25 protein-coding genes are annotated in these 25,936 nt (G+C 36.3%); 18 read left to right on the plus strand and 7 right to left on the minus strand.

Translation table 11 applies throughout. The features are described 5' to 3' along the window. Positions 1-10: 10 nt before the first annotated feature. The 7 genes from BM305_RS03080 (at position 11) to BM305_RS03110 (ending at position 8,337) form a co-directional block, all read left to right on the plus strand. Positions 11-967: a D-2-hydroxyacid dehydrogenase gene (locus BM305_RS03080; protein WP_092559231.1), complete on the plus strand. Its 957-nt coding sequence runs from the start codon at positions 11-13 to the stop codon at positions 965-967. Continuing rightward, positions 964-1,800, plus strand: a complete 837-nt coding sequence (locus BM305_RS03085; RefSeq protein WP_092559232.1) for an alpha/beta hydrolase — start codon at positions 964-966, stop codon at positions 1,798-1,800. Before BM305_RS03080 ends, BM305_RS03085 begins: the two co-directional genes overlap by 4 nt. A gap of 327 nt (positions 1,801-2,127) precedes the next feature. After that, positions 2,128-2,547 (plus strand): 30S ribosomal protein S12, encoded by a 420-nt coding sequence (gene rpsL, locus BM305_RS03090; protein ID WP_092559233.1) that lies wholly within the window; start codon positions 2,128-2,130, stop codon positions 2,545-2,547. A 305-nt stretch (positions 2,548-2,852) separates the two neighbouring features. Beyond that, on the plus strand, positions 2,853-3,323 hold the full coding sequence (rpsG, locus tag BM305_RS03095; protein WP_177214520.1) for a 30S ribosomal protein S7: 471 nt from the start codon (positions 2,853-2,855) through the stop codon (positions 3,321-3,323). Between the two features lie 95 nt (positions 3,324-3,418). Continuing rightward, positions 3,419-5,542, plus strand: coding sequence for an elongation factor G (gene fusA / locus BM305_RS03100; protein WP_092559235.1), 2,124 nt, complete (start codon positions 3,419-3,421; stop codon positions 5,540-5,542). A gap of 166 nt (positions 5,543-5,708) precedes the next feature. Further along, the gene (gene tuf, locus BM305_RS03105) at positions 5,709-6,902 is read left to right on the plus strand and encodes an elongation factor Tu (RefSeq protein WP_092559236.1); all 1,194 of its coding nucleotides are present in this window, start codon (positions 5,709-5,711) and stop codon (positions 6,900-6,902) included. Positions 6,903-7,131: 229 nt separating this feature from the next. Continuing rightward, positions 7,132-8,337: an ROK family transcriptional regulator gene (locus tag BM305_RS03110; protein ID WP_177214521.1), complete on the plus strand. Its 1,206-nt coding sequence runs from the start codon at positions 7,132-7,134 to the stop codon at positions 8,335-8,337. Between the two features lie 70 nt (positions 8,338-8,407). Here the strand turns inward: BM305_RS03110 and rpoD are convergent, their stop codons facing one another. After that, on the minus strand, positions 8,408-9,511 hold the full coding sequence (rpoD, locus tag BM305_RS03115) for an RNA polymerase sigma factor RpoD (protein WP_177214522.1): 1,104 nt from the start codon (positions 9,509-9,511) through the stop codon (positions 8,408-8,410). 275 nt (positions 9,512-9,786) lie between these two features. Here rpoD and BM305_RS03120 point away from each other — a divergent pair, with 275 nt between their 5' ends. The 3 genes from BM305_RS03120 to BM305_RS03130 all read left to right on the plus strand — a co-directional run bounded on the left by BM305_RS03120 (position 9,787) and on the right by BM305_RS03130 (position 13,465). Beyond that, entirely contained in the window at positions 9,787-11,055 is a 1,269-nt protein-coding gene (locus BM305_RS03120) for a P-loop NTPase (protein ID WP_092559239.1), read from the plus strand. Between the two features lie 127 nt (positions 11,056-11,182). Then, positions 11,183-12,049 carry a class II fructose-1,6-bisphosphate aldolase gene (fba, locus tag BM305_RS03125; RefSeq protein WP_092559240.1) on the plus strand — a complete coding sequence of 289 codons (867 nt, stop codon included), beginning with the start codon at positions 11,183-11,185 and terminating at the stop codon, positions 12,047-12,049. A gap of 99 nt (positions 12,050-12,148) precedes the next feature. Next, the gene (locus tag BM305_RS03130) at positions 12,149-13,465 is read left to right on the plus strand and encodes a diguanylate cyclase domain-containing protein (RefSeq protein WP_092559241.1); all 1,317 of its coding nucleotides are present in this window, start codon (positions 12,149-12,151) and stop codon (positions 13,463-13,465) included. Positions 13,466-13,544: 79 nt separating this feature from the next. On the opposite strand, the gene BM305_RS03135 is transcribed toward BM305_RS03130, so the two are convergent. The 5 genes from BM305_RS03135 to BM305_RS03155 all read right to left on the minus strand — a co-directional run bounded on the left by BM305_RS03135 (position 13,545) and on the right by BM305_RS03155 (position 19,017). Next, positions 13,545-14,507, minus strand: coding sequence for an SPFH domain-containing protein (locus BM305_RS03135; protein ID WP_092559242.1), 963 nt, complete (start codon positions 14,505-14,507; stop codon positions 13,545-13,547). Between the two features lie 43 nt (positions 14,508-14,550). Next, complete coding sequence (locus tag BM305_RS03140; protein ID WP_092559243.1) at positions 14,551-15,354, minus strand: TPM domain-containing protein; 804 nt, start codon at positions 15,352-15,354, stop codon at positions 14,551-14,553. Positions 15,355-15,365: 11 nt separating this feature from the next. Continuing rightward, complete coding sequence (locus BM305_RS03145) at positions 15,366-17,138, minus strand: TPM domain-containing protein (RefSeq protein ID WP_092559244.1); 1,773 nt, start codon at positions 17,136-17,138, stop codon at positions 15,366-15,368. Between the two features lie 2 nt (positions 17,139-17,140). Then, complete coding sequence (locus tag BM305_RS03150) at positions 17,141-18,268, minus strand: TFIIB-type zinc ribbon-containing protein (RefSeq protein ID WP_092559245.1); 1,128 nt, start codon at positions 18,266-18,268, stop codon at positions 17,141-17,143. 74 nt (positions 18,269-18,342) lie between these two features. Continuing rightward, positions 18,343-19,017 carry a PspA/IM30 family protein gene (locus BM305_RS03155; protein WP_092559246.1) on the minus strand — a complete coding sequence of 225 codons (675 nt, stop codon included), beginning with the start codon at positions 19,015-19,017 and terminating at the stop codon, positions 18,343-18,345. A gap of 178 nt (positions 19,018-19,195) precedes the next feature. Between BM305_RS03155 and BM305_RS03160 the strand changes: the two genes are divergently transcribed. The 4 genes from BM305_RS03160 to BM305_RS03175 all read left to right on the plus strand — a co-directional run bounded on the left by BM305_RS03160 (position 19,196) and on the right by BM305_RS03175 (position 21,996). Beyond that, positions 19,196-20,308: a carboxypeptidase-like regulatory domain-containing protein gene (locus tag BM305_RS03160; protein WP_092559247.1), complete on the plus strand. Its 1,113-nt coding sequence runs from the start codon at positions 19,196-19,198 to the stop codon at positions 20,306-20,308. Position 20,309: 1 nt separating this feature from the next. Then, a complete protein-coding gene (locus BM305_RS03165) occupies positions 20,310-21,110 on the plus strand; it encodes a hypothetical protein (RefSeq protein WP_092559248.1) in 801 nt (266 codons plus the stop codon). Positions 21,111-21,182: 72 nt separating this feature from the next. Beyond that, a complete protein-coding gene (locus tag BM305_RS03170; RefSeq protein ID WP_092559249.1) occupies positions 21,183-21,488 on the plus strand; it encodes a hypothetical protein in 306 nt (101 codons plus the stop codon). Between the two features lie 103 nt (positions 21,489-21,591). Next, positions 21,592-21,996 (plus strand): hypothetical protein, encoded by a 405-nt coding sequence (locus tag BM305_RS03175; RefSeq protein ID WP_092559250.1) that lies wholly within the window; start codon positions 21,592-21,594, stop codon positions 21,994-21,996. Between the two features lie 45 nt (positions 21,997-22,041). On the opposite strand, the gene BM305_RS03180 is transcribed toward BM305_RS03175, so the two are convergent. After that, positions 22,042-22,743, minus strand: coding sequence for a hypothetical protein (locus BM305_RS03180; RefSeq protein ID WP_092559251.1), 702 nt, complete (start codon positions 22,741-22,743; stop codon positions 22,042-22,044). A gap of 233 nt (positions 22,744-22,976) precedes the next feature. Here BM305_RS03180 and BM305_RS03185 point away from each other — a divergent pair, with 233 nt between their 5' ends. From BM305_RS03185 to BM305_RS03200, 4 genes are read left to right on the plus strand one after another with little or no spacing between them, the layout of a single operon-like run. Beyond that, a complete protein-coding gene (locus BM305_RS03185) occupies positions 22,977-23,567 on the plus strand; it encodes a hypothetical protein (RefSeq protein ID WP_092559252.1) in 591 nt (196 codons plus the stop codon). A 12-nt stretch (positions 23,568-23,579) separates the two neighbouring features. Then, complete coding sequence (locus BM305_RS03190) at positions 23,580-25,010, plus strand: contractile injection system protein, VgrG/Pvc8 family (protein WP_092559253.1); 1,431 nt, start codon at positions 23,580-23,582, stop codon at positions 25,008-25,010. 23 nt (positions 25,011-25,033) lie between these two features. Next, entirely contained in the window at positions 25,034-25,579 is a 546-nt protein-coding gene (locus tag BM305_RS03195; RefSeq protein WP_092559254.1) for a hypothetical protein, read from the plus strand. A gap of 11 nt (positions 25,580-25,590) precedes the next feature. Next, positions 25,591-25,923: a DUF4280 domain-containing protein gene (locus BM305_RS03200; protein ID WP_177214523.1), complete on the plus strand. Its 333-nt coding sequence runs from the start codon at positions 25,591-25,593 to the stop codon at positions 25,921-25,923. Positions 25,924-25,936: the final 13 nt, after the last annotated feature.

Consider the following 25,936-nt stretch of genomic DNA (forward strand, 5'->3'; position numbering starts at 1 on the left):
AGGTGATTGTATGAAAATAGTATTTTTAGAAACCCAGACATTGGGGGAAACCATTGATTTTGAACCGTTTAAGAGGTTTGGAGAAGTGGAATTGTATGAATTAACCAGACAGAATGAAATAAGGGAACGTGTTTTGGGTGCAGAAGTTGTTATTGTCAATAAACTGCCTGTGAATGAAAAATGTTTGGGAGAGGCACAGAATTTAAAATTAGTTTGTATTACAGCAACAGGAACAAATAATGTAGATTTTGCTTTTACACAATCAAGAAATATTACAGTAACTAATGTAAAGGGTTATTCTACAGCTGCCGTTGTGCAGCATACCTTTGCATTACTGTTCTATTTGATGGAACAGCTGCCTTATTATGATAATTATGTTAAGCAAGAAGAATATACCCTATCCCCAATGTTTACGCATTTGGGTAAAGAATTCCATGAATTATGTGGAATGACATGGGGAATTGTTGGACTTGGCAGTATTGGAGAAGGAGTGGCGCGGATTGCCAGAGGCTTTGGGTGTAATGTGATTTACTACTCTACTTCTGGAAACAATCATAATTTTGAGTATACGGAAGTGGATTTTGAGAAATTATTGCAGGAAAGTGATATTATTTCTGTCCATGCACCGCTGACAGAACAGACTGATAAGCTTTTTACCTATGAGGTATTTCAGAAAATGAAAAAGAACTGTTTTTTTCTAAATTTGGGAAGAGGCCCAATTGTGGAAGAAGAAGGATTGAAAAAAGCCTTGGAAGAAGGAGAAATTGCAGGTGCTGGATTGGATGTGCTGACAGAAGAACCTATGAGCGAAGGAAATCCCTTAATAAAAATAAAGGACAGTGGTAAGTTAATTATAACACCACATATAGCCTGGGCCAGCATAGAAGCCAGAGGGCGGTTGATGAAAGAAGTGTTTTTAAATATTGACGCATTTTGTAAAGGCATAGAGAGGAATGTAGTAAAATGATACATGAAAAAATATTTTTTGATGTTCCATACGGGGAATCAGGATGTAAGAGAAGTCAGGAAAAAGCATCTATGGTGACGTATATTTTAGACGATTATACGCAGCATACAATTGTGCGCTATCGTCCGGCAATTGTAATATGTCCAGGAGGAGGCTATGAGTATCGGTCAGAGAGAGAAGCAGAAGCAATTGCTTTACAATTTACTGCAATGGGATATCATGTTTTTATAGTTCAATATAGTGTGAAACCAGATGTGTATCCTGCTCCTCAGCTGGATTTGGCAAAGGCGGTATCGATAATCAGGGAGCATGCACAAGAATGGCATGTTGAAAAGGATAAAATTGTCCTATGTGGTTTTTCAGCAGGAGGACATCTGGCAGGAAGTCTGGGGACTCTTTGGAAGGAACCGTGGCTTTCGGCTGCGCTGTCTGTTCAACCGGAAGATATTCAGCCTAATGGATTGATACTATGCTATCCTGTAATTTCTTCAGGGATTTACGCACATAAAGGCTCCTTTCAAGCCCTGCTAGGTGAAAAAGCCGAAGAGAATAAAGAGTTTTTATCTTTAGAAAAAAGGGTGACAAAGGATACACCAAGAACCTTTATTTGGCATACGCTGACGGATGGAGCGGTACCTGTACAAAATTCCATTTTATTTATGGAGGCTTGCATTGAAAGTCAGGTGCCTGTTGAATTTCACATGTTTCCAGAAGGGGGGCATGGATTAGCATTAGCAAATGAGGAAACCTCTATACTGGAAGGAAGAGAGGACATTCTGACAGCTTGTCAAATGTGGATTCCATTAGTAAGGAACTGGTTAAAAGAACTATAGTAAAGTAAGATAAACCGAGCTAAACGTTATATAAGAAAAGTACCAAATGAAACATTACATTTTAAGCGTCAATAGTTACATTGAAGAGAATTCAACATCAAAATGTGCTATGATAAAAAAGGCAAAAAGTTATTTATGATACAAGCAGAACTCTTATCAATCAAAACCCCAATTTGAAAACTATTGCGCATGAATTACCCCAAACTGTGCAATAGTTTTTTATGTGTTGACAAGATGAAAAAACCGCGTTATAATGATCAAGCATGCGATTTTGTGTGCAAAAAAATGATTAACTTAATGAATTATTACCACAGGAGGTGAAAATTAATGCCAACTTTTAACCAATTAGTAAGAAAAGGAAGAAAGACAGTTGAGAAGAAATCAACTTCTCCAGCTTTGCAAAAAGGGTACAATTCTTTGAACAAGAAGACTACTGATGCATCTGCTCCTCAAAAGAGAGGTGTTTGTACAGCTGTTAGAACTTCGACTCCTAAGAAACCTAATTCAGCTCTTAGAAAGATCGCCAGAGTACGTCTTTCCAATGGTATTGAAGTAACAAGCTACATTCCAGGAGAAGGACACAACCTTCAAGAGCATAGCGTTGTTCTTATCAGAGGTGGAAGGGTAAAGGATTTACCTGGTACAAGATACCACATCGTAAGAGGTACACTAGATACTGCTGGTGTAGCTAAGAGAAGACAAGCACGTTCTAAATATGGTGCTAAGAGACCAAAAGACGCAAAATAATTAAAGAATCAGGTTATATCACTAATTCAAAAAAAGTGCCGTGTTAATTTTTGCTTGACTTTAGAGGAAATCAATTTGGTTTTCTTATCCTGGAAGGTTCAGGTATAGATGATACCAAGATTCGTTTAGAGATAGATTAGTGTGTACAGGGAATACCCTGAACAGCTTACTGAAATTAAAACGAGCGCGAACACAAGTGTGTTATGGGGCAGAATTGCTCTTTATAAGATGAATTTTTGTGAGTACCGATGAATTAATGAATGATCTGTCCTGTTGGACAGATAAGTATTAAGGAGGGAAGAAACGTGCCACGTAAAGGACATATTCAAAAAAGAGATGTTTTAGCAGATCCAGTTTACAAGAATAAAGTCGTAACGAAGCTTATCAATAACATTATGTTAGACGGTAAGAAAGGTGTTGCACAGAAAATTGTTTATGGTGCTTTCGAAAGAGTAGCCGAGAAAACAGGCAAGGATGCTTTAGAAGTTTTTGAAGAAGCTATGAACAATATTATGCCAGTACTTGAAGTTAAAGCAAGACGTATTGGTGGTGCAACTTATCAGGTACCAATCGAAGTAAGACCTGATAGAAGACAGGCATTAGCACTTCGCTGGTTAGCTCTTTATTCTCGTAAAAGAGGAGAAAAGACTCAGGAAGAAAGACTTGCTAATGAAATTTTGGATGCTGCAAATAATACAGGTTCAGCTGTAAAGAAAAAAGAAGATATGCACAAAATGGCAGAAGCAAACAAGGCATTTGCACATTACAGATGGTAAGACTGCTGAGTTGCTTTTGTACTAATAGAGTAATGATTGAACGGTAGTTTTTGCTACCGTTACATTCGCATAAATTGAGTAAGGAGGAAAATCCCTTGGCTGGAAGAGAATATCCGTTAGAGAGAACCAGAAACATTGGAATTATGGCTCACATCGATGCAGGTAAAACTACATTAACAGAGCGTATTCTTTATTATACTGGTGTTAACTATAAAATCGGTGATACTCATGAAGGTACTGCAACAATGGACTGGATGGAGCAGGAACAAGAAAGAGGTATTACAATTACTTCCGCGGCTACAACTTGTCATTGGACGCTGCAAGAAAATTGCAAGACAAAGCCAGGTGCGTTAGAACATCGTATCAATATTATTGATACCCCAGGTCACGTTGACTTTACTGTTGAAGTAGAACGTTCCCTGCGTGTTCTTGATGGTGCTGTTGGTGTGTTTTGTGCAAAGGGTGGTGTTGAACCACAGTCTGAGAATGTATGGCGTCAGGCAGACACTTACAATGTACCAAGAATGGCATTTGTTAATAAAATGGACATTCTAGGCGCAAATTTTTATGGTGCCGTTGAACAAATTAAGACAAGGTTAGGAAAAAATGCAATTGTACTTCAATTACCAATTGGTAAGGAAGACGAATTTAAAGGCATTATTGACCTGTTTGAAATGAAAGCATATATCTATAATGATGATAAGGGTGAGGATATCTCTATTGTTGACATTCCTGAAGACATGAAAGATGATGCAGAATTATATAGAAGTGAATTAGTTGAAAAAATCTGCGAATTAGATGATGATCTAACAATGCAGTATTTAGAAGGTGAAGAACCTACTGTAGAACAGTTGAAAGCAGGCTTGAGAAAAGGAACTTGTGCTTGCCAGGCTATTCCTGTATGCTGCGGTTCAGCATATAAAAATAAAGGTGTTCAGAAGTTGCTTGATGCGATTCTGGAATTTATGCCAGCACCAACAGATATTGAATCAATTACTGGTGTTGATGAAGATGGTAATGATATTGTGAGACATTCTTCCGATGAAGAGCCATTCTCAGCATTAGCATTTAAAATTATGGCAGATCCATTTGTTGGTAAGTTAGCATTTATTCGTGTGTACTCAGGAAGTTTAAATTCTGGTTCTTATGTATTAAATGCAACAAAAGGCAAAAAAGAACGTGTTGGACGTATCTTGCAGATGCACGCAAATAAGAGACAGGAATTGGATAAAGTTTATGCAGGTGATATTGCAGCAGCTGTTGGTTTTAAATTTACAACAACTGGTGATACTATCTGTGATGAACAGCATCCAGTTATTCTTGAGTCTATGGAATTCCCAGAACCAGTTATTGAATTAGCAATTGAGCCTAAGACAAAAGCTGGTCAGGGTAAGATGGGTGAAGCTTTAGCAAAACTTGCTGAAGAAGATCCTACTTTCAGAGCTCATACTGATCAGGAAACTGGACAGACAATTATAGCAGGTATGGGTGAACTTCATCTTGAAATCATCGTGGATCGTCTTCTTCGTGAATTTAAGGTTGAGGCAAATGTTGGTGCTCCACAGGTTGCTTATAAGGAAACATTTACAAAGCCAGTTGAAGTAGACAGTAAGTATGCAAAACAATCTGGTGGTCGTGGTCAGTATGGTCACTGTAAAGTTAAGTTTGCACCAATGGATCCAAATGGAGAAGAAACATTTAAATTTGAATCTACAGTAGTTGGTGGTGCTATTCCTAGAGAATACATTCCAGCTGTTGGAGAAGGTATTGAAGAAGCTACAAAAGCTGGTATTCTTGGAGGATTCCCTGTACTTGGTGTTCATGCCAATGTATATGATGGTTCTTACCATGAAGTCGATTCCAGTGAAATGGCATTCCACATTGCAGGTTCTATGGCATTTAAAGAAGCTATGCAAAAAGGAAGCCCTGTATTGCTTGAGCCAATTATGAAGGTTGAAGTTACTATGCCAGAAGAGTACATGGGTGATGTTATTGGTGACATTAACTCACGTCGTGGACGTATTGAAGGTATGGATGACTTAGGCGGCGGTAAAATCGTTAGAGGATATGTGCCACTAGCTGAAATGTTTGGTTATTCTACTGACCTTCGTTCAAAGACACAAGGCCGAGGAAATTACTCTATGTTCTTTGAAAAATATGAGCCAGTTCCAAAGTCAGTTCAAGAAAAAGTAATTAATGCTAAGAATAGTTCTAAATAAGATTTTTTTGCTTGAAAAAATTTCTAACATGAAATATAATTAGGCATATACGGCAATACTTCTAGTTAGTGGGAGTATTGCCAAATGAAATATAATAATCCCAATTTGTTATCTGCGTATGCAGGAAAGAAGAAAATGTATTTATTTTAAAGGAGGACGTTTTAAAATGGCTAAAGCTAAATTTGAAAGAAATAAACCACATTGTAATATTGGTACAATCGGTCACGTTGACCACGGTAAAACAACTTTAACTGCAGCAATCACAAAGACTTTACATGAAAGATTAGGAACTGGTGAAGCTGTAGCATTCGAAAACATTGATAAGGCTCCAGAAGAAAGAGAACGTGGTATCACAATTTCTACTGCTCACGTTGAGTATGAATCTACAAAACGTCACTATGCACACGTAGACTGCCCAGGCCATGCTGACTATGTTAAAAACATGATCACTGGTGCTGCTCAGATGGACGGCGCTATTCTTGTAGTTGCTGCTACTGACGGTGTTATGGCTCAGACAAAAGAACATATCCTACTTTCTCGTCAGGTAGGTGTTCCATATATCGTTGTATTTATGAATAAATGTGATATGGTTGATGATCCAGAACTTCTTGAATTAGTTGAAATGGAAATCAGAGACTTATTATCAGAGTATGAATTCCCTGGTGATGATACTCCAGTTATTCAAGGTTCAGCTCTTAAAGCTCTTGAAGATCCTTCAGGAGAATGGGGAGATAAGATTATTGAATTATTTGATGCTGTAGACAGCTGGATTCCAGATCCACAACGTGCTACTGATCAACCATTCTTAATGCCAATCGAAGACGTTTTCTCTATTACAGGACGTGGTACAGTTGCTACAGGACGTGTTGAGCGTGGTGTTCTTCATGTATCTGAAGAAGTTGAAATCGTTGGTATCAAAGAAGAAAACCGTAAAGTAGTTGTAACTGGTATCGAAATGTTCCGTAAACTTCTTGATGAAGCTCAAGCTGGTGATAACATTGGTGCACTTCTTCGTGGTGTTCAAAGAACAGAAATCGAAAGAGGACAGGTTTTATGTAAACCAGGTTCAATCACTTGCCACAAGAAATTCAAGGCTCAGGTTTATGTATTAACAAAAGACGAAGGTGGACGTCATACTCCTTTCTTCAATAACTATAGACCACAGTTCTATTTCAGAACAACTGACGTTACAGGTGTTATCGATCTTCCAGAAGGCGTTGAAATGTGTATGCCTGGTGACAACATCGAAATGACAATTGAACTGATTCATCCAATCGCTATGGAGCAAGGTTTAGGCTTCGCTATCCGTGAAGGTGGACGTACAGTAGGTTCAGGTAAGGTTGCTACTATCGTTGAGTAATTCTAAATAGACAATGATGAATTTATACCGCAGTTCCTTGTAATATAAGGAATTGCGGTTTTTTAGTGAAATTTTTTGCATTTGTAAAAATTTCATTGTAAAATCAATGTAATTTTAGAAAAAAACCAAAATGAAATTGTAATTATTTATACCATGTTGACGAGTAGTAATTATACAGTTATAATAAAACATGCAGCTTGCCCCAAATAATGGATATGAGGTAGTGAAAATGGAAAATAAAACGGGGAAAAATTTAAGGTTTCTGCGAGAAAATAATACTAGAGAGGTACTGCGCTATTTGACAATTCATGGAGATAGTTCAAGAATTAAATTATCCAAAGAATTGGGATTATCTAAAATGACAATTACCAACATAGTGAATGAACTTCAAAAGTATGGATATCTATGTGAGTCAGATATATGTTTAAGGGAGAACATAGGCTCTACGGGTCCAAAACCTATTTTGCTAAGTGTGAAGCAAAATAAAATATTGTCCATAGGTGTTTATATTTTGGCAGAGAAAATCATCTGTACTCTGTCAGATGTAAAAGCTGGAGAACTTTTTGTCCATCAGGAGAAGGTAGACATACAATGTAAGCAGGAAACCTTAAATCATGTTGTTTGTACAATGATTCAGAAAGTATTGGAATTTGATAAGGAATTTAATTCTAGTATTGTAGGAATTGGAATTGTATCAACAACTTCAATAGAAGCTGAAAAGGGTATATTATTACGCAATAAACTTTTTTTAAATCATTACTTAGATGTACTAAAGGAAGTGGTGAAAAAGCAATTTGATTATCCGGTATACATAGCAAATGATATGCAGGCCTCCATTATTGGCGAGGAGATTTATGGATATGGAAAGAAATATTCCAAATACATGTATCTTGGTATTACCACAAGCATTGGAATGTCAGTAATAAGCAATGGGAAACTAATAGTGGGTGAAAGTAATGTTGCTGTAGAAGCAGGCCATATGTCAGTAAACATTGATGGTGAGCTATGCCAGTGTGGTAACAGAGGATGCCTGAATTTGTATGCCAGTCTGCCAGTATTACTGAAGGAAAGTGGCTGCCAGTCAATGGAGGAACTTCTGGAGTTATATGAGAAAAAGGATCTGAAATGTGTAGCAGTAGTAAATAAATTTATTCATATCATTTCCGTTGCTTTAATTAACTGGGCAAAAATATTTGATTTAGAGCTTGTAATTTTAGGACATGAAGGAGCAATGCTGCCTCAGGAAATTATAGAATTAATTTCTACTAATGTAAATAATGTATTACATGTACACTCTGAGAAAAGGATAGAAGTGGTTATAGCAACCTTTAGTACATTAAGTGCCCTAAGAGGCGCAACATCTATTGTATTTAGCAAGTTTTTTACAGGTGAAATAGAATGGATACAAGCAAAAAAAATAGAAGAAATGGTTTAATGCGTAAAATCTACATAATAAAAGACGCCCAGGAAGCAGAAAGGGCGTCTTTTCAAATGTATAAAAATAGTTAATTAATATCATAGCCTTTAAGCATCCTGGCACGGCTGGGATGTCTAAGCTTGCGCAATGCTTTTGCTTCAATCTGACGAATTCTCTCCCGTGTTACATTAAACTCTTTTCCGACTTCCTCCAAAGTGCGGGTTCGGCCATCTTTTAATCCAAAACGCAAAATTAGAACTCGTTGTTCACGCTCAGTCAATGTATCTAGCAACTTGGAAATTTGATCTTGAAGTACAGAATATGCAGCGGCATCCTCTGGACCTACAATAGATTCATCTTTTATAAAATCACCAAGATGGCTGTCATCTTCTTCACCAATTGGAGTATCTAATGAAATAGGATCAGATGAAACCTTAAGTATCTCACGGACTTTCTCAATCGGAAGATTCATTGCATCAGCCAATTCCTGCTCCGTAGGCTCACGTCCAAGCTCTTGCAGCAAAGTACGTGAAACGCGATAGGTTTTATTAATTACTTCTGACATGTGTACTGGTATGCGGATGGTTCGTGATTGGTCAGCAATGGAACGAGTAATTGCCTGACGAATCCACCAGGTAGCATATGTACTAAATTTGTACCCTTTTGAGTAATCAAACTTGTCCACAGCTTTAATTAGTCCAAGATTACCTTCTTGAATTAGATCCAAAAAAGAAAGACCTCTTCCCACATAACGTTTCGCAATGCTTACTACCAGTCTCAAGTTCGACTCTGCTAATATCTGCTTTGCATATTCATCACCATTTTCAATTTTTCTGGCAAGTTCAATTTCTTCTTGCATGGATAGTAAAGGATAATTGCCAATTTCTTTAAGATATAACTTTACTGGATCGTCAGACATGTAACTAGATGCCAAGTCATTAAAGGTAGAAAAATCGTCTTCTTGTTCAATCTGTAACAAGACATCATCATCTGGATCATCATCCGCAACATTTAAAACTACAATATTGTGGCTTTCTAGGTATTCGTAAATTTTATCTATCTGATTCACATTAAGATTTAACTCTTTAAAGAAGTCATTTACCTTTTCAACTTCAATTACACCCTTGTTCTTTTTGGCAAAACTAACTAAATCTTTTAATTTCTGCTCAAAAATTTTAACTGCTTCACTCATATTTGTCCTCCATAAGGATTTACTGCCGTTTGACGCAAATGTCACCAAATAGCATTGTACCATATTAATTGTAAGAATGCTATAGGTTTTTTAAAATTTTAAAACATTACTATTATAACATAAATATGGGTAAAATATTAAGAATAGTCAAAATACCATAACAAATAAAGTTACTGTAAATAGTGGATTTCTTTACAAAATGTGTTATAATAGAAATCGAGTGTGTTATTTTTTTGGCAAACAAATATTTATAAGTTTAATTAGGAGGATTAAAAATGAGCGAAGCAAGTGAAAACTGTAGTGGAAGCTGCGGAAGCTGTTCAGAGGACTGTAGTTCAAGGCAGCAATCAAAAGAAGAACTATATGAACCAGTTAATCAATATAGCAAGGTAAATCGAGTAATCGGAGTAGTAAGCGGAAAAGGCGGCGTTGGAAAATCTTTTATAACCTCATATTTATCCGTACTATTAAATAGAAAAGGTTATGAAACAGCAATATTGGATGCTGATATTACAGGACCATCTATACCAAAGACATTTGGTATACATGAAAAAGCAAAAGGAAACGAACTGGGTATTTTTCCTTGTTATAGTAAAAATGGAATAAAAGTAATGTCTGTAAATTTATTGTTAGAGGAAGAAGAAATGCCTGTTATCTGGCGTGGACCTATTATTGCAGGAACAGTAAAACAATTCTGGACAGATGTGGTATGGGGAAATGTAGAGTATATGTTTGTTGATATGCCACCAGGAACAGGAGATGTTCCACTAACAGTATTTCAGTCAATACCATTAGATGGAATTGTTATTGTAACCTCTCCGCAGGACTTAGTTTCCATGATTGTTGGAAAGGCTGTTAATATGGCAAAAGCTATGAATGTTCCAATTATTGGACTGGTAGAAAACTATAGCTATGTAAGTTGTGGAAATTGTGGGGAACAGATTCAAGTATTTGGTAAAAGTAATATAAACGAAGTAGCTGAAAAGTATCACATTAAAGTACTTGGCAAGTTACCATTAACACCAGAGATATCCAATGCTGTAGATAGTGAAAACATAGAGGGCTTGGAGGGCAGCTGGCTGGATGACGCAGTAGCACTAATTGAAGAAAATTATCCAGGCAGAATTCAGTCCGAATGTGGCTGTAAAACTATGCAAAATCAGAGAATAGCAGTTACAGTGGACGAAGAGGGAAATATTTATCAACATTTTGGCTCTTGTGAGAGATTTGCCATCTATGATATAGAAAATGGAGTACAAAAAAGCAAGAGTATCATAGAAACCAATAGTAAAGGACATGATGAAATCAGCAGGCTTTTAGTAGAGCAAGATGCTACGACATTAATTTGTGGGGGCATTGGAGAAAGTGCCATGAAGATTCTTATGAGTAATCAGATTGTAATAGTTCCTGGACAACAAGGAGATGCAGATGTACAAGTTGCAGCCTACTTAGATGGGGCAACAATAGCAAGCAGTTCTCCAACCTGTGGAAATCATGATGGAGAAGAAGGATGCGGTTGTGGGTGCAATTGCAGCTGCCACTAAAAATATTTTGAAGTAGATACTACTATATTATTTTCTTTTTGGATGATATAGGTTATAATAAACAAGAATTCTATAGAAGGAAAAAGCTTCTTTTAGAAATATACAAAGAGATATGGAGGAATGAAAGATGGCATTAGTATCAGCAAAGGAAATGCTTACAAAGGCAAAGGCAGGAAAATATGCAGTAGGACAATTTAATATTAATAATATGGAATGGACAAAGGCAGTTCTGCTTACTGCACAGGAGATGAATTCACCAGTAATTTTAGGTGTTTCAGAGGGTGCTGGAAAATACATGTGTGGATACAAAACAATAGTTGGAATGGTAAACGGTATGTTAGAAGAGTTAAACATTACTGTTCCTGTTGCTTTGCATTTGGATCATGGCAGCTTTGAAGGAGCAAAGGCATGTATCAATGCAGGTTTCTCATCTGTTATGTTTGATGGTTCACACTATCCAATTGAAGAAAACATTGAGAAAACTAAAATTTTAGTAAATGCTTGTGATGTTTTAGGATTATCATTAGAAGCAGAAGTTGGTTCTATTGGTGGAGAAGAAGATGGAGTAGTAGGAGCTGGAGAATGTGCTGATCCAGGAGAATGTAAGACAATTGCAGAATTAGGTGTTACTATGTTAGCAGCTGGTATTGGTAATATTCATGGTAAATATCCAGAAAACTGGGCAGGTTTAAGCTTTGATACATTAGATGCTATTCAAAAGTTAACTGGAGACATGCCATTAGTACTTCATGGAGGTACAGGTATTCCAGAAGATATGATTAAAAAGGCTATTTCACTTGGTGTTGCAAAAATTAATGTTAACACAGAGTGTCAGTTATCCTTTGCAGCAGCAACTCGTGAATATGTAGAAGCTGGTAAAGATCAACAAGGAAAAGGTTTTGATCCTCGTAAGCTTTTAGCGCCAGGATTTGAAGCAATTAAAGCTACAGTAAAAGAAAAAATGGAGTTATTTGGTTCTGTCAATAAAGCTTAATAGGATATAAATAGTGCTTAACAAATAATTTTTCTTGTTTTCACCAGGACCAGCTATCTGGTTCCTGGTGGGTTGCAATGACGGCAGTTGGTATAGAAAATGGATGGAATAGACATGAAGAAAGAGCTGTTTGAGAGAGAGGACTTGATAGCAGTTGCTGAAAATTTAGCGGTAGGCATCGTTAAAATAGTTCTCGATAATAGTTGTACAGTGCTATATGGTAATGATGTATTTTACGAACTGATTGGATATAATGAGCAGGAATTTGAAAATATGAGCAACAGTCTTAGGCAGATTGTGTTTGAAGAGGAACAGGAACTGTTTTTACAGAAGGTAGAAATGGTACGGAATAATTTAGTTGAAAACATTGAATTTGCAATCTTTACCCAATCAGAGGAAATCAAATATTTAAAAATTTACTTAAAACGTTTAGAAAGCACTACAGAAGATACGATTAATTGTTATAGCGGTGTACTTTTTGACATAACTGATTTTAAAGTAATTCAAAAGGAATTAGAAGTAGAAGAAGAACGATATCGGATTATTTCTGAAATATCCAACGATATTAATTTTGAATATGATATTATTTTAGATACTATGGTTTTTGGACCTCAGTTTGAAAAAATTTATAAAAGTGATGGAGTAATACAAAATTTCAAAGAGGTATTTTTGAAAGAGAAAAATGTAGCTGCAAAAGATGTGACTGCATTTGAAGAAATATTCTTTCATAAAAATGTAGGTGATAAAAGGCAGTATACGGAGCTAAGGCTCAATTTGGCACAAGACGGTTATGAGTGGTTTCGGATTTATCACACCACTATTTTGGATGAGGATGGATGTGAAGTAAAGATAGTTGGCCGTATTGTAAATATTGATTATGAGAAAAGGGAAAAAGAACATTTATTGAAGAAGTCACAGCTGGACACCATGACAAAGCTGTTGAATAAGAAAGCGATTGAGAATAAAATCAATCAGTATTTAATACAGGTGGATGAAAGTAAGCAAAATGCCATGCTTATTATTGATGTGGATAATTTTAAAAAAATAAATGATAATTATGGTCATTTATTTGGAGATGCTGTTTTAATAGAAATTGCAAAAACACTAAAGAAGAATTTTGCAGACGGGGAATTGGTTGGCAGAATTGGTGGAGATGAGTTCTTAGTATACATAACCTCGAATGGTACAGAAGACGAAGTGAAAGAGAAGGCACAAAGATTGTGCCAACAAATAGAACGCATTCATACAAGCAGAGAATGGAAGGGAAGAGTATCAATTAGTGTAGGTGCTTTTGTTCAGGATGGTAAAGAGTACTCCTATGAGGAAATGTTTGTAAATGCTGATAATGCACTATATATAGCAAAAAAAATGGGTAAAAATCAATATGCAATCTATAATGATAAGGTTGAATCATAGATAATAAAACAAGGATGCCACATACTAGCTGAATAACAGCGGTAAGTGACATCCTCTCTATTTGTCTATATTTATGTTTTTAAACGAGCTTTGCCCCACAGTTGGAACAGAAGTTTCCTTCGCCTGTTTTGGCACCACAATTAGGGCAGAAATTAGGTTTTGCCCCACTTGAAGGAGCAGAAGCAGTATTCTGATTATTTTGGTTTATATTATTCATCATCTGGTTTGCCATCTGCATACCCATCATCATACTCGCCATATCAGAAGCAGCACCACCACCTTTCATGTTTCCCGAGGTCATACCGTCTACCATGGAAATCTGGGAATACCGGTTAACGTCACCTACCATACTGTGAGAAGCATTTTTTTCAATCATTTTCTGTATGTTCTCAGGGTAATTAAAACTTCCAATGGTGAAGTTCATAATAGTCATACCTGTATTTATTAGTTCCATATCCAAATCAGTCTTAATTCCCTTGGAAATGTCATATGCATTTGCCATAAGATTAAAAATATCTTTGCCTTCTTTTGTAATCCATTTCATTAAAAGCTGATCTAAAACAGCAACAATTCTTTCTTTTACATCTTCTACGCAATAGGACTGTTTTACCCCAGCAATTTTATCAATCAGGGCAACATAATCATTTACTTTAAAGGTTAATGTCCCATTACCACGGATTGGAAGTCCTCCTGGAAGCTGAGGATTTGGAATATTTATAGGCGCTCTGGTTCCCCATCTGATTTGAAATTCCTTTGTATTGACAAAAAGAACTTCTGCCCGCATGCCGCTGTTAAAGCCAAATTTAAAGCCTTTTAAAGTGGATAAAAATGGAATGATCTGAGATTCAATATCATAATCACCATCATCCTTAAAGATACCTTCGATACGGCCGTTAAACATAAAAATAGCATCCTGGCCAGGGCGAATAATTAATTTACTGCCTTTCTTAATTTCCTTATTACTCCATTTCCAAAAAATCATATCTTCTCGAAATTCATCCCACTCTACTACGTTAGAAAACTGACCTGAAAATAATCCCATATAAATTCATTCCTTTCATATATCATGTTAAGTTAGTGTCTTTTTACAAACGTCTGCCGCCGCCAGAATGGCTTCTGCCGCCAGCAGAAATGCCGCCATGACCACCGCCGTTTCCAGAGGAACGTTCAATTTTTGTTTTTGTAACAGTGGTATGGACATACCGGTCCCGTCTTGCTAAAATTCGGGAGTTTTGTGGATTTAGATACGTGTTAAATGAGGTGGTCATACGACCACCAGAATTAAATACCATAATACCTACAACAACAGCAGAAATTCCCATAGAAATGGCAAGCATTAATAAGTAAGTCATGGCCGTGGGCGCACCAGGTTTTTTTGATGAGTATTTTTCTACTTTATCGGCATAATGCTTAATTGCAGCAACATAATTATGTTGTTTCAAGTTATTGTATATATCGTCTACAATCTGGTCTATTCTAGAATTTGTAATATAGTCCTCAGCTTTTCCGTAACCTTGAATCTCATATCCTGAATCTTGTGGATTCAAATTTAACAGCATTAGCACACAATCTGGTGAGGAATAAGCAGTAGTATCTGCAAAATCCTCTAAATATTCCTTTTGTTCACTGTAGGTAATAGAATCCTCCGTAATTACAATAATGTCAAAGCCACTGGAAAGACTCTTTTCGTTTAAGTAATTCTCCAGTTCTTCAGCATCATTCCCAAATAAATCAATGGTGTCATATACTTTTTGTATATCGGTAGATTCAGCAGATATCTTAATTGGGCAGCCTAAAACAAACAGCAGTAACAGCAAAACCAGTATCCGCACAGGAAAATGTTTTGAACATTGTGTCATACAGCTTCCATCCTTTCTGATATTAATCAAAATAAGTGTTATTATAACCGGCGGCCGCCTCCAGAGTGACTGCGTCCACCAGAAGAAACACCACTATGAGGGGTATAATCCCTTTTGTCATTGTCATTGTCATTGTGATGGTCATGATCATGGTCGGATGAATCATTACGCTCAAAAAAATCATTACGCGTAGAATCATTGTGATGGTGAGAATGAGTGTTATCTTTGTGTTCTTCTGGATATCGAAATCTTTCTTTTGTAACTACAGTATCCACATGTTCATCTCTTCTGTCTAGAAAAACAGAAGATTGAGGAGATAAATAGTTAACTGGACGGTTGTAACTCTTTCCTCGTCTGCCAGGTTTCATCTGGGAGATAAAAAGCCTTGCAATTAACATAGAAAGTAACAATGAAATAATCATGTAAACAGGAGCAGTAGACTCATTATATCCATAGGCATCTACAAAGGCACTAGAATCACCAGAATCAGAGTAAATACGTGAGTAGTGTATGGCATCTTCAGCAAATGTTTCTACTGCTTTCATATAATCACTTTCAATTAGCTTAAGCTTTTCAATAGTTTCTTCTTTTTGCTCTTTGCCAAAAATTTTATTTCCGCTTCCAGAGGATTGAATGGTGTAGGAAGCCGCTTCTGGTGTTATATTCACTAGCATGAGTGCGGAATTCTTAGAAATGTTCCCAGCATTTTCTTGAAAATTATCCAGATAATCCTTTTGAGCTTCTTTATCGAGAGAATCCTCCATAATCACAATAAGATCAAAACCGGTCGAGTCACTGCTTTGGAGTAATTTATCATTGAGCGTTTCTGTTTCAATTACGCCGAAGGTATCGGTATTATCATACAGTCTTATGGGAAGGTTATTTTCGTCAACATCAGTTGTGTAGGCGACTACTTGATCTGCAAATTGATAAATGGCAGAGCTGTATCGCTTAGACTTCATTGCAGGATATATAAGGTCTAAAGTATCGGAAATAGTCTGATTGTTCATATATTTTTGTGCTTTACCATATCCCTGAATCTCATAGCCTGGATCTTCCGGATTCAAATTAATTAACATAAGAACACAATCTTTTGATGATGCCGCAGTAGTATCCGCAAAATTTTGGAGATAGTCTATTTGCTGATCATAGGTAATATCATCTGTTGTAATGACAATGATATCCAATCCGCAAAGCTTGCTCGTAATAGCTAAGTGTTTTTTTAGCCGGTTGGTTTTTGTTTTGTTAAACAGTTCTATTTTATCATATAACTTTTTTATTTTAGTAGATTTACCAACAGGAGAATATGTGATAGGATGCTTAGAGCACTCCACAATACTGCTGGCAAATTGCTTTACAGCAGAAACATAATTGCTGCCTTTTCTATTTAAATCACCTAATATCAAATTGGTTCGATAGGAATTTAAATAAAGTTTCGCATTTCCGAAGGGTTTCATTTCATAACTATAGCCATCGGATTCTATATTGATTAGTAGAATTACACAATCAGCAGAAGATTTTACAGTAGTATTTGCAAAATTTTCTATGTAGGTAGCTCCTTTTCCAAAAGAAATGGTATCGGTGGTAACAACGATAATATCCAAACCACTGGAGTTACTTGCTTTTGTTAAAGCACTGCGTACCTTTTTGGCATTGCTGCTGTTAAAAAGATGAATGGTATCATGTAGTTTTTTCGTATCCGTAGATTTTGCATTTATTTTTAAAGGAATTGCAAAAACAAAAAGTATTGTAATAGCAAGTAGAATAAGTTTGCAAAGTACAGCTGTTTTTGCGGTGTAAGTATTATTTGACATTGTTAGCTGCCTCCCATTATTGTTGTTAAGATAAGAAAAACAATAGGGAAAAAGGCAATAGTTAAGCCCGTAAACCAAAGGAATACTTTTTGTTTGCTGATTGGAGGTTTTCCAACAACCTTTCCAGTCTGGCCGTTCATGGCAAAAATATGTTCAGACTGATTGTAATCATAACATACCAGCCATACAGGCAATAAGGTATAATCAGCATTGCGTTGTTTGATATCAATCCAGCTGTGATTATAAGTAACACTTGTATATCCACTAATAGAATTCCGAATAAAGGAATCTACAAACGATTCTGTTTTTGCTTGTAAACGAGGAAAAAGCTGCCTATCTGTATAATTGTATTTTTCTGCAATATATCCTGACAGGTAAGGGGCATTAAACTCTTTTAGGTTGTCATAAGGAAAAGGTTCCAGCTTATCCATAAGGGTGTCATCCATTTTTTCGGAAGCATCTACAGGTATCTTTTCAAATAATAAATCTACTTTACGATAAATATCATAATATCTAGTTTCTGTATATCGGTAATCACCTCGGGTATAATGACGTACTTTGGTAGCTGTTGCCTGGATTTCACCTCGTCCATTGGCATCATATAGCCAGAAAGGGACGTACATTCCAGTTATACTTTTAATACGATCGGCATTCATAAAACCACGAGGAGTTAAGCGTCCTTTTTTACACCATTTTTTAAATGCTGCCTGTGCCTGTTCTTTGCTGATACAGAACGGCAAAACTTTGGCTGGAGCCATGCTGCCTGTCAGGCGATCTCCTAAGACCATTGGCGAACCACAAAAGCTGCAAGTAGTTGCTGTAGTATCTGGATTTGTAATTAATTCAGCTCCACAGTTATTGCAATGGTAATGAACCGCTTCATTTTCATAAAAGGTGCCAGAACCAGTATGGGTTTCAAATTCCTCAAAATCCCCATATTCTTCATTTATGTCATCAGCATCGGCACCCTCTTCTCGATAGCTGTCACCGTTTGTAGTTGATCCTGTACTAGATTTTGGCATCTGCTCAATGTTCATTGAAGTGCCGCAGCTTTGGCAGGACAGCATGCCAGAATGACTGTCATAGATCATGTCAGCACCACAATTCGGACATTTATATTGTAAAATCATTAATTTATTCCTCCTATTATCTTGAAATAAACGAAAAAAGGCCGTAGCAAAGTGCTACAGCCTAAAGGCTGATATTATTTATTCAAACTTGCCTTTAATGCCTCTAATTCTGCATCGATGGAAGTAGAATCAATATCATACTTACTCTTAAGCTCTTTGATGTCATCCTTTGGTCCAGCGTTCAATTCAGCCATAGCATTTGCAGCATCAAGTGCTTTATCAGCTTGTGCCTCAAAACGTTCAAAGGAAGCGATCGAATCGTTTGCACCATCTAAGGAACTAGTCATTTTATTAATACGCTCCTGTGTTTTAGCAGCAGCAAGTTTTGCCTTGATAGTACTACGGCGGCTTTCAAGCTCTTCAATGTCACCTACAAGCTTGTCATGCATTGCCCGCATATTTTGTGCATTGGTTTTGGCCAGTGTATATGCTTTTTCTAACTCAGTATGTTTGGTAGCTACAAAAGCCTTTTTTTCTAAAAATGCTTTTGCATCTGCTTCATTTCCAGCTTCTAATGCTTTTATTGCATAAGCCTGAAGTTTATTCATTTCTTCAGTACATTCGTCAAATTCTCTCTTTGCTCGTTGTTCCTCTGCCATAACCGTAGCTGTTTCAGCTTTTACTTTTCCAAGATCACTATTTAAGTTGCGTAAACATTGATCGATCATTTTTTCTGGATCCTCAGCTTTGTCAAGTAATGCATTAATATTAGCTGACATAATATCCCTAAAACGTGTTAAGATGCCCATAAATAATTCCCTCCGCATAAAAAATATTTCGTACACGATACGATAGTTATAGTTTATGATTTTTTTACCATTACGTCAAGAAAAATCCACAATTTGTATAAGAAAGGCTTAGCACAATGAAGGAAAAACAACATAAGATAATTAGTAATAGCATTAAGGAATATAAGGAGGGGAAGGTATGAGTATTACTTTCCCGATTAATGGGGAATTTATTGCGTTGGAGAAGGATGGGGTTCCTTTTACGGATCCAGTAGGAGATGAGAATCCGGCTGGTACTGATATTGTGGGAACGCTGGCATTTCCAGCGGTATATTTTGCAACAGATGATGTGTATGCCTTTTTTCGATTTCGGCTTCGTGGGGATCCAAGAAATGTGGCACAGACAGGATTTCAAAATTATGCCTGGGTCATACTTTTTGACATTCAGCAGCAGCTTACCCTGTATAGCTACGCGTGGGAACTTGCTTTAGCAGGAAATACAAATGCAGTACTGCTAAAAGAAAATCTCATTAGGAACTCTCCAGGAACTGGTTTTAACGATCAGGCAGAGGGAAATCCTATTTTATTTCCAATAACAAACTTCGATATTGCTCGTGCAGTAATGGCAGATTCAACATTAGGAGGGGTACAAAACTATTTTCTTGATATTGCAATGGAATTATCCACGTTAAGAGCCTATTTAGGAATTTCAGATGAAGCACCTCTGAGATTTACTTATCTGACGGCTACCAATGAAAATAATTTTAACAAGGATGTATTAGGAAATTTTGATGACAGTTTTTCCGATCCCCTTGCGCTTACTACCACTTTGAGTGGAACCATCATTAATAAAGAAGATGGTAGTGGAATTGCTGGTGCTAAAATAGAGCTGTATCAGGGAAGCGTATTGATAGGGACTACCGAATCCGATTATATGGGAGCATACATTTTTACAGATATTGATGCTGGTAATTATTCCGTTCAAATTACGAAATGCTGTTTTAAGCCCAATTGTTTTTGCAGTGAGGTGTCTGTGCAGGGAAACAAAAATAATTTGTATTATTTTTCACTTGCTTATGATTGTATCTGCCAATTGAAATGTCTAATTGGAGAAATTGAAGCTGAGGTCATAGCAGAAAAGGACAGAATCCTGGAAAAGTTGACGGAGTTTTTTACTTCTGTAACACCTAATCATGATGTTCTTTTAAAATATGTTACCTTGCTATGTGTATTAAATGATAGTACAGCGGAGCTGGATTGCTGCATTTCCAAAATATTAGATGAACTTGTTACATGTGAGGAGGAAAAGTAACATGGCTGAAACCATACTTTGTTCAAATGAAAATGAGGTTTGTAATTGCAGTTGCAATTGTCATGCCTTTTTGTCTAACAGTAGAAAAATAACGGCAGGACCCCTTGTAATAGACGGAAGTCAATATGATTTTCAATATACCATAACAAATCAAGATCCTGCAATTAGTAATGTAGTTTTTTGCATTCAATGTCAGGTTAGTACAATACAAATTTCTAGTAGTAATACATCTGTTGAAATAATTGGGAATCCAGCCACAACACCAGTGCCTTTTACAGAATGTTTTTCTTCTGGCTGTCAGTCAGCATCTCCTAACCGTTTTTATGTAGAATATGACTTTGGTGAAGAAGACAGCTGTTGTTTTTATCAAGGCTTAAAGGTAGAAGTGAATCCTGCGGATACCATTACAGAGCTGGAGTTTCATTTAATTTTCACCCTTCCAGAAGATGTAACATTTGGTTTTCAGCCAGGTACATTAAGGTTAAAGGATGGTCAGAATATAGAAATTGTAAATGATCTATGTATGCCAGGATGCACTGGTAATTGCAGCATGAAAAGTAATGTGTGCCAAATGTGGATACTGGAAAAAAATATTTTGGAATCCGATAAAAGTAACTTTGTCCATTTTGGGCAATTAATTTTTCCAGATGCATTAGATCTGAATACGCTAACAATAGAAGAGTTAGAAAAAAGAATCCGAACCATTGCAAAATTAGAAAAATGTTCAGCAAATTTAATATGTAATATAGCTTGTGTCTTAAATAAGTTAAATAAGTTGGATTCTGATTCTTGTGATAAATAATGCACCAAGTGGAACGAAGTGAATATATTGTTTTGTAGAAATTATTTAATTATATCTTTGGAGGTTTTATTTATGGCATTTCCTATTGTTTCACCACCAACTTTATCACAATCACAATTAATTAATTCGCTTACAGAAGCAGAAGCTGGTATTGCACAGTGCTTAGCAGACTTTTTATGCAATGAGTTTTTCCCAGAGGTAAATGAAATAGAAGATATTACAGAGCAGACAGAATTGGTAAATAAAATTTTATGTGCATATTCCTGTAAGGAAAAAGCAATGGGTACATTAATTGATGCGCTTGCCGACCTGGTTTTAGCGGATAAAGGCATTTCACCATGTGGAGATAGCTCAGAAGGCTGTAAATGTGACTGCTAATTAAAATGGCGGGCAGATTGTTGTGCAAAATATTGAGAAGTATAGTTATATGCTTCTCAATATTTTATATGTAAATAATTGATATGAAATGGAGCTGATAGAGATGAATGGAGATAATAGAAGAGAAACAAATGTAAGAGAAAACAATTCCAGAAATGTGAATGGCAGGGGGATGAATCAAAGCAGCTCCTGTAGTTTTTGCAAGTCTTGCTGTAATACAAAGGGAGAAAATGAAAGCACCTTCTGTATGGTAGAAGATTGTAAAACTTGTATTTTATGTAGTCAAGCTGCGGTAAGCCGTTGTGAAGCTGAGCTTTTTTGCGAGGTGGTGGAAAAAGTAATCTGCGAACTTCACAGAAGTAAAAATTTACAGGAGCTGAAAGAAATTATTGATATGGTTACTTGTTTATTTGTTTCTAGTGCAGAAAAGGAAAAAGCACTGGCAGAAATTTTACAGGCATACTGCAAGTGTTCTAATGGAATGGAATCAGTTTGTAGATGTAAATAGCAAAAAAGCAAAGCACCTAGAGTATTTTCTAAGTGCTTTTTAATGCTATCGAATTATGTATTTATATTTTTTCTGATCTATCTCAAAAATCACAAAAAGTGAGTTATCAGTGTCCTCAACCTCTTGAGGACAGTCAATTAGAAATCTGATTCCTTTGGTTTCCAGTGGGTCGATGGATGTTATATTGTCATAGGTAAAGTCGGTATCACCATTTTCAGGAACAGTAAATCCAGAATAATTGAAGCCATCATTATAATCTGCTTCAACAGAAAGTAATTCATCACAACCTATCTTTTGTTTTAGTATATTTTTAATATCTGTATCAATATGTATGTAGACATGATCAGCATCGGCTTCGTAATGGGTATACATGCCATCTACATTGTCTGGAAGAACATCATGGGAGAATTCCACTTTATTCAGTTTTATTTCCATGCGTTCTGTTACAATTGTGTCGCCTTCTTCCACAACCTCCATTGTACTTTCATCTACGTCGGTGCTTTCTTCGGTGCTTTCTTCTTCCGCTAAGTCAAAACCGTCAAAACCGTCAAAATCGTCAAGGGAAAATGTGTCGAGCTGTTCCTTTAATTCTTCATTTTCACTCTCTAAATCAGTAATCTGCTGCTTAAGTTCTTTAATCTGCTTTTCAAAATCTTCAGTTCCAGTAGAGACTGAGCTGTCTTTAGAAGAGCAGGCTGCCAAGCTGAAGCATAATAAGATTAATAAAATGTAGTGTTGTTTTTTCATTGAAATACCTCCAAAAAATAATATAATAAGGCATAATTGTACAACAAAAACTGTTTAATTACAAGAAAAAAATAAATTTTTAATAAAAGGAAGCTTCTATCTAAGCCATTGGTACTATGTTTAACGCTATGAAAAATGCTTGTAAGAAAGTAAAATATTGTGATATGATAGATATGGATAATAATATATTTAGAACGGTGAAGTTGTTAAAGATAAACAAAGGGGGCGTATAATTGCAGTGGAGTGAGCAGCTAGAAGAAGAACAGGATTTCTTTGATTTAATTGTAATGGAGGTACTGAATCGGCCCAAAACAGGTGCTTCTGGAAAAATCAATGATAAGCTGTACATAAGAGAAGAACGGTGCATATTTGAAAGAAAAACACTCTGTAATGGTAAAATTCGATTACTATTACCTTCGGAGATTGAAACTGGACAATTTGGGGGGGTAGTCGAAATTTATCCAAGTAATTTTTTCCCAGAGGAGTATGTTTTTACAAATAGAAACAGTGGGTTTGTTTGTATGCTGACTGAGCAGCAGGGGAACTTGGAAGAGTCTCTTGAAAGATGGAAAGCAGCAATGGAAGAAACGCAGGAGACCATTGTGTTTTATGATACAAAGGCTTGCCAGCTGGCAGGAAGAACTTTTGGGCGTGTTACAATTAAGGGGTATGATAGAGAGGAACGACAGTGCTATTCCTATGTATTTATCACGAACCTTGGAACAGAACAATTTATAGGCATAATAGGCTGTTTTGCAGATGACGCAGCGATATGGGAAAACGTATCAGAACAGATTATGGAGTCGATGGAGTATTTAAAGTAGAGGAGGTAGTGTATGAGGGAAGTAAAGGTTGTAATATCTGGGTTTGAGCAGTTAGATGTTAAGGAGTGTAAAATACACAAAGGAATCAATGAGCATGGTTATGCTGTGGTGCAATTTACAATCGATGAGGATGCAGTAGATTCTTATATCAGCAGTATCCATGATATTACATGGGGTGCGATTAAAATTTTGGATGAAAATAATACAGAAAAGACTATTTTTTCAGGTATCATAACAGAGTTTAAAGTGGAAAATAGAAGTGGAGATGTGGTGCTTACCATTACATATTCTGGAGGGTCCTGTCTATTGGATTACGATAAGAAAATCAGAACCTTCCAGAAAAGTGATACAAAAGTAGAAAAGATTATCGAGAGGGTACTTCGAGATAATAAGAAAGTTTATGCAGGGCAGAAGTTTAAAATTAATGAAAGTGATACGAGTAAGGGCAAGGAAGATAAGGGGGAACTTATCGTTCAATATCTTGAAACAGATTATCAGTTTATTAAGAGGATTGCTTCTCATTTTAACGAGCCGCTGATTACCATTATTGATCAGCAGGTGACAGATGGTGTTCTAATTCAAATAGGGCTTCCAGCCATTAATGAGAGTCTGAAACAGGAAACCCAGGAATTTGCCAGAATAAAGTCAATGAATAAGTTCATGTTTTCTAAAAAATGTGGATTAGAAAAGGCAAAAGAAGACGACTATGTTGAATTTTCTTATAGAGGAAGAGATTGTTTTGAAATAGGAAGCAAGGTAAAGGTGAATGGAGAAAATCTTTATGTTTATCAGGTAGATACTTCTTATAACTCCGAAGAATTTATTAATACCTATGTGCTGGCATCTAAAAACCGTTTTAAAGTACCAAAGGAATATAATTATGGGATGATAGGAGCGTCTCTAGATGGGGTAATAGAAGAATCGGTAAAGGATAAAGTGAAGATTAGCTGTGTGGCAGATGATAAGGATAAACCAAAAGATTTTAAAGAATTTCCATATGCAACTGTATACTCTTCACCTGACGGAACAGGTTGGTACTGTATGCCAGAAAAGGATGATTTGGTAAGGCTTTATTTTCCTACAGAACAGGAAAAGGATTCTTATGTCATTAATGCAGTTCATCTGAAGACGGGCAGTAAGGATCGAAGTGATGTAAATAGTAAGTCGTTGATGAATAAGCATTTGAAGCAGGTTGAATTCCATGAAAAATACATTCGTATCACCAACAATAAGGGAATGTTTGTTAGTTTGGATGATGACAAGGGAATTACAATTGTAAGTGATAAGGACATTAATATTGAATCCTGTAAGGAAGTAAAGCTGGTAGGGAAAAAGGCGCTAGAAGTCTCTTCACCAAAGGAAGTACTGATTAAGCAAGGTGGAGCCTCGGTAGAACTGAAAGGAAAAATAAATATTAAAGGTGCCAATGTAAATATGGAATAGCCAAAAGCAGTTATGGAGGAGCAATGCGTTATTATATAATTGAACAGGATAAAATGTTTACCAATGCACCACATATACTAAACTGGTTCGGAAAAATTGATGTAGAAAAAATGAAAATGGGTTCCTATTCTTTATTAAAAGAAAGCTATCTGTTAAAAATCAGAGGAAATGCAGATGTTGATTTTATTGATGTTATAAGTGAACCATTTTTTCTTGTAACTAATATGGTGAGATTTGTAATGCAGGCATATGAACCTAATTTGACATTTACAGACTGCAATTTGTTTCATGGGGAGCAAAAAGCATTTGGTGAATACTATATACCTCATTTTGCAGAATATAATTGTCTGACGGAGAAAAGTCAGGTTAACCGGGATCGAAGTGTAGTGGAGCATGCAGAAATCGACCTGCATAAAATCATGGACAAAAGCGTATTTGTATTAGAAGGGCTTGGGAAGAAACATGTGGTAGTCAGGGACGACTTACTAGAAAGTTTACTGCGCAGAGGGTTAAGAGGTGCTAAGGTTAGAAAAGTCAATACGATTCATGAAGTTATGTTATTTGAGTAAGGAGAATGGATATGGGTAAAGAAGAATATGTTGTTATGGGAGCTAGGTTGGAATGTGCATTAGGCGCTACTCCTTCTGTTCTTATGGTTCCAGTGACTAAGGGATTTACAATCAAAAATAAAATTGTTGCAACACAGGTTGATATGGTGCCGCTAATGAATGTTATGCCATTCGGGGTATGTAAAATTTCTTCACCTCCTTTGCCGTGCATTCCAACTCCAGTTGGACCGTGGATGAAGCCTCATTCAAAGGTCACGGCATGTAATATACCAGTACTTACTACCAGCTCTTGTTTAATGTGTGCGCGAGGTGGTAAAATCAGTATTAAAAGTTCGGGTCAATAATGTTTATATTGAA

Origin of the sequence: Anaeromicropila populeti (genome assembly GCF_900112775.1) — a bacterium.
Classification (GTDB): Bacteria; Bacillota; Clostridia; order Lachnospirales; family Lachnospiraceae; genus Anaeromicropila_A; species Anaeromicropila_A populeti.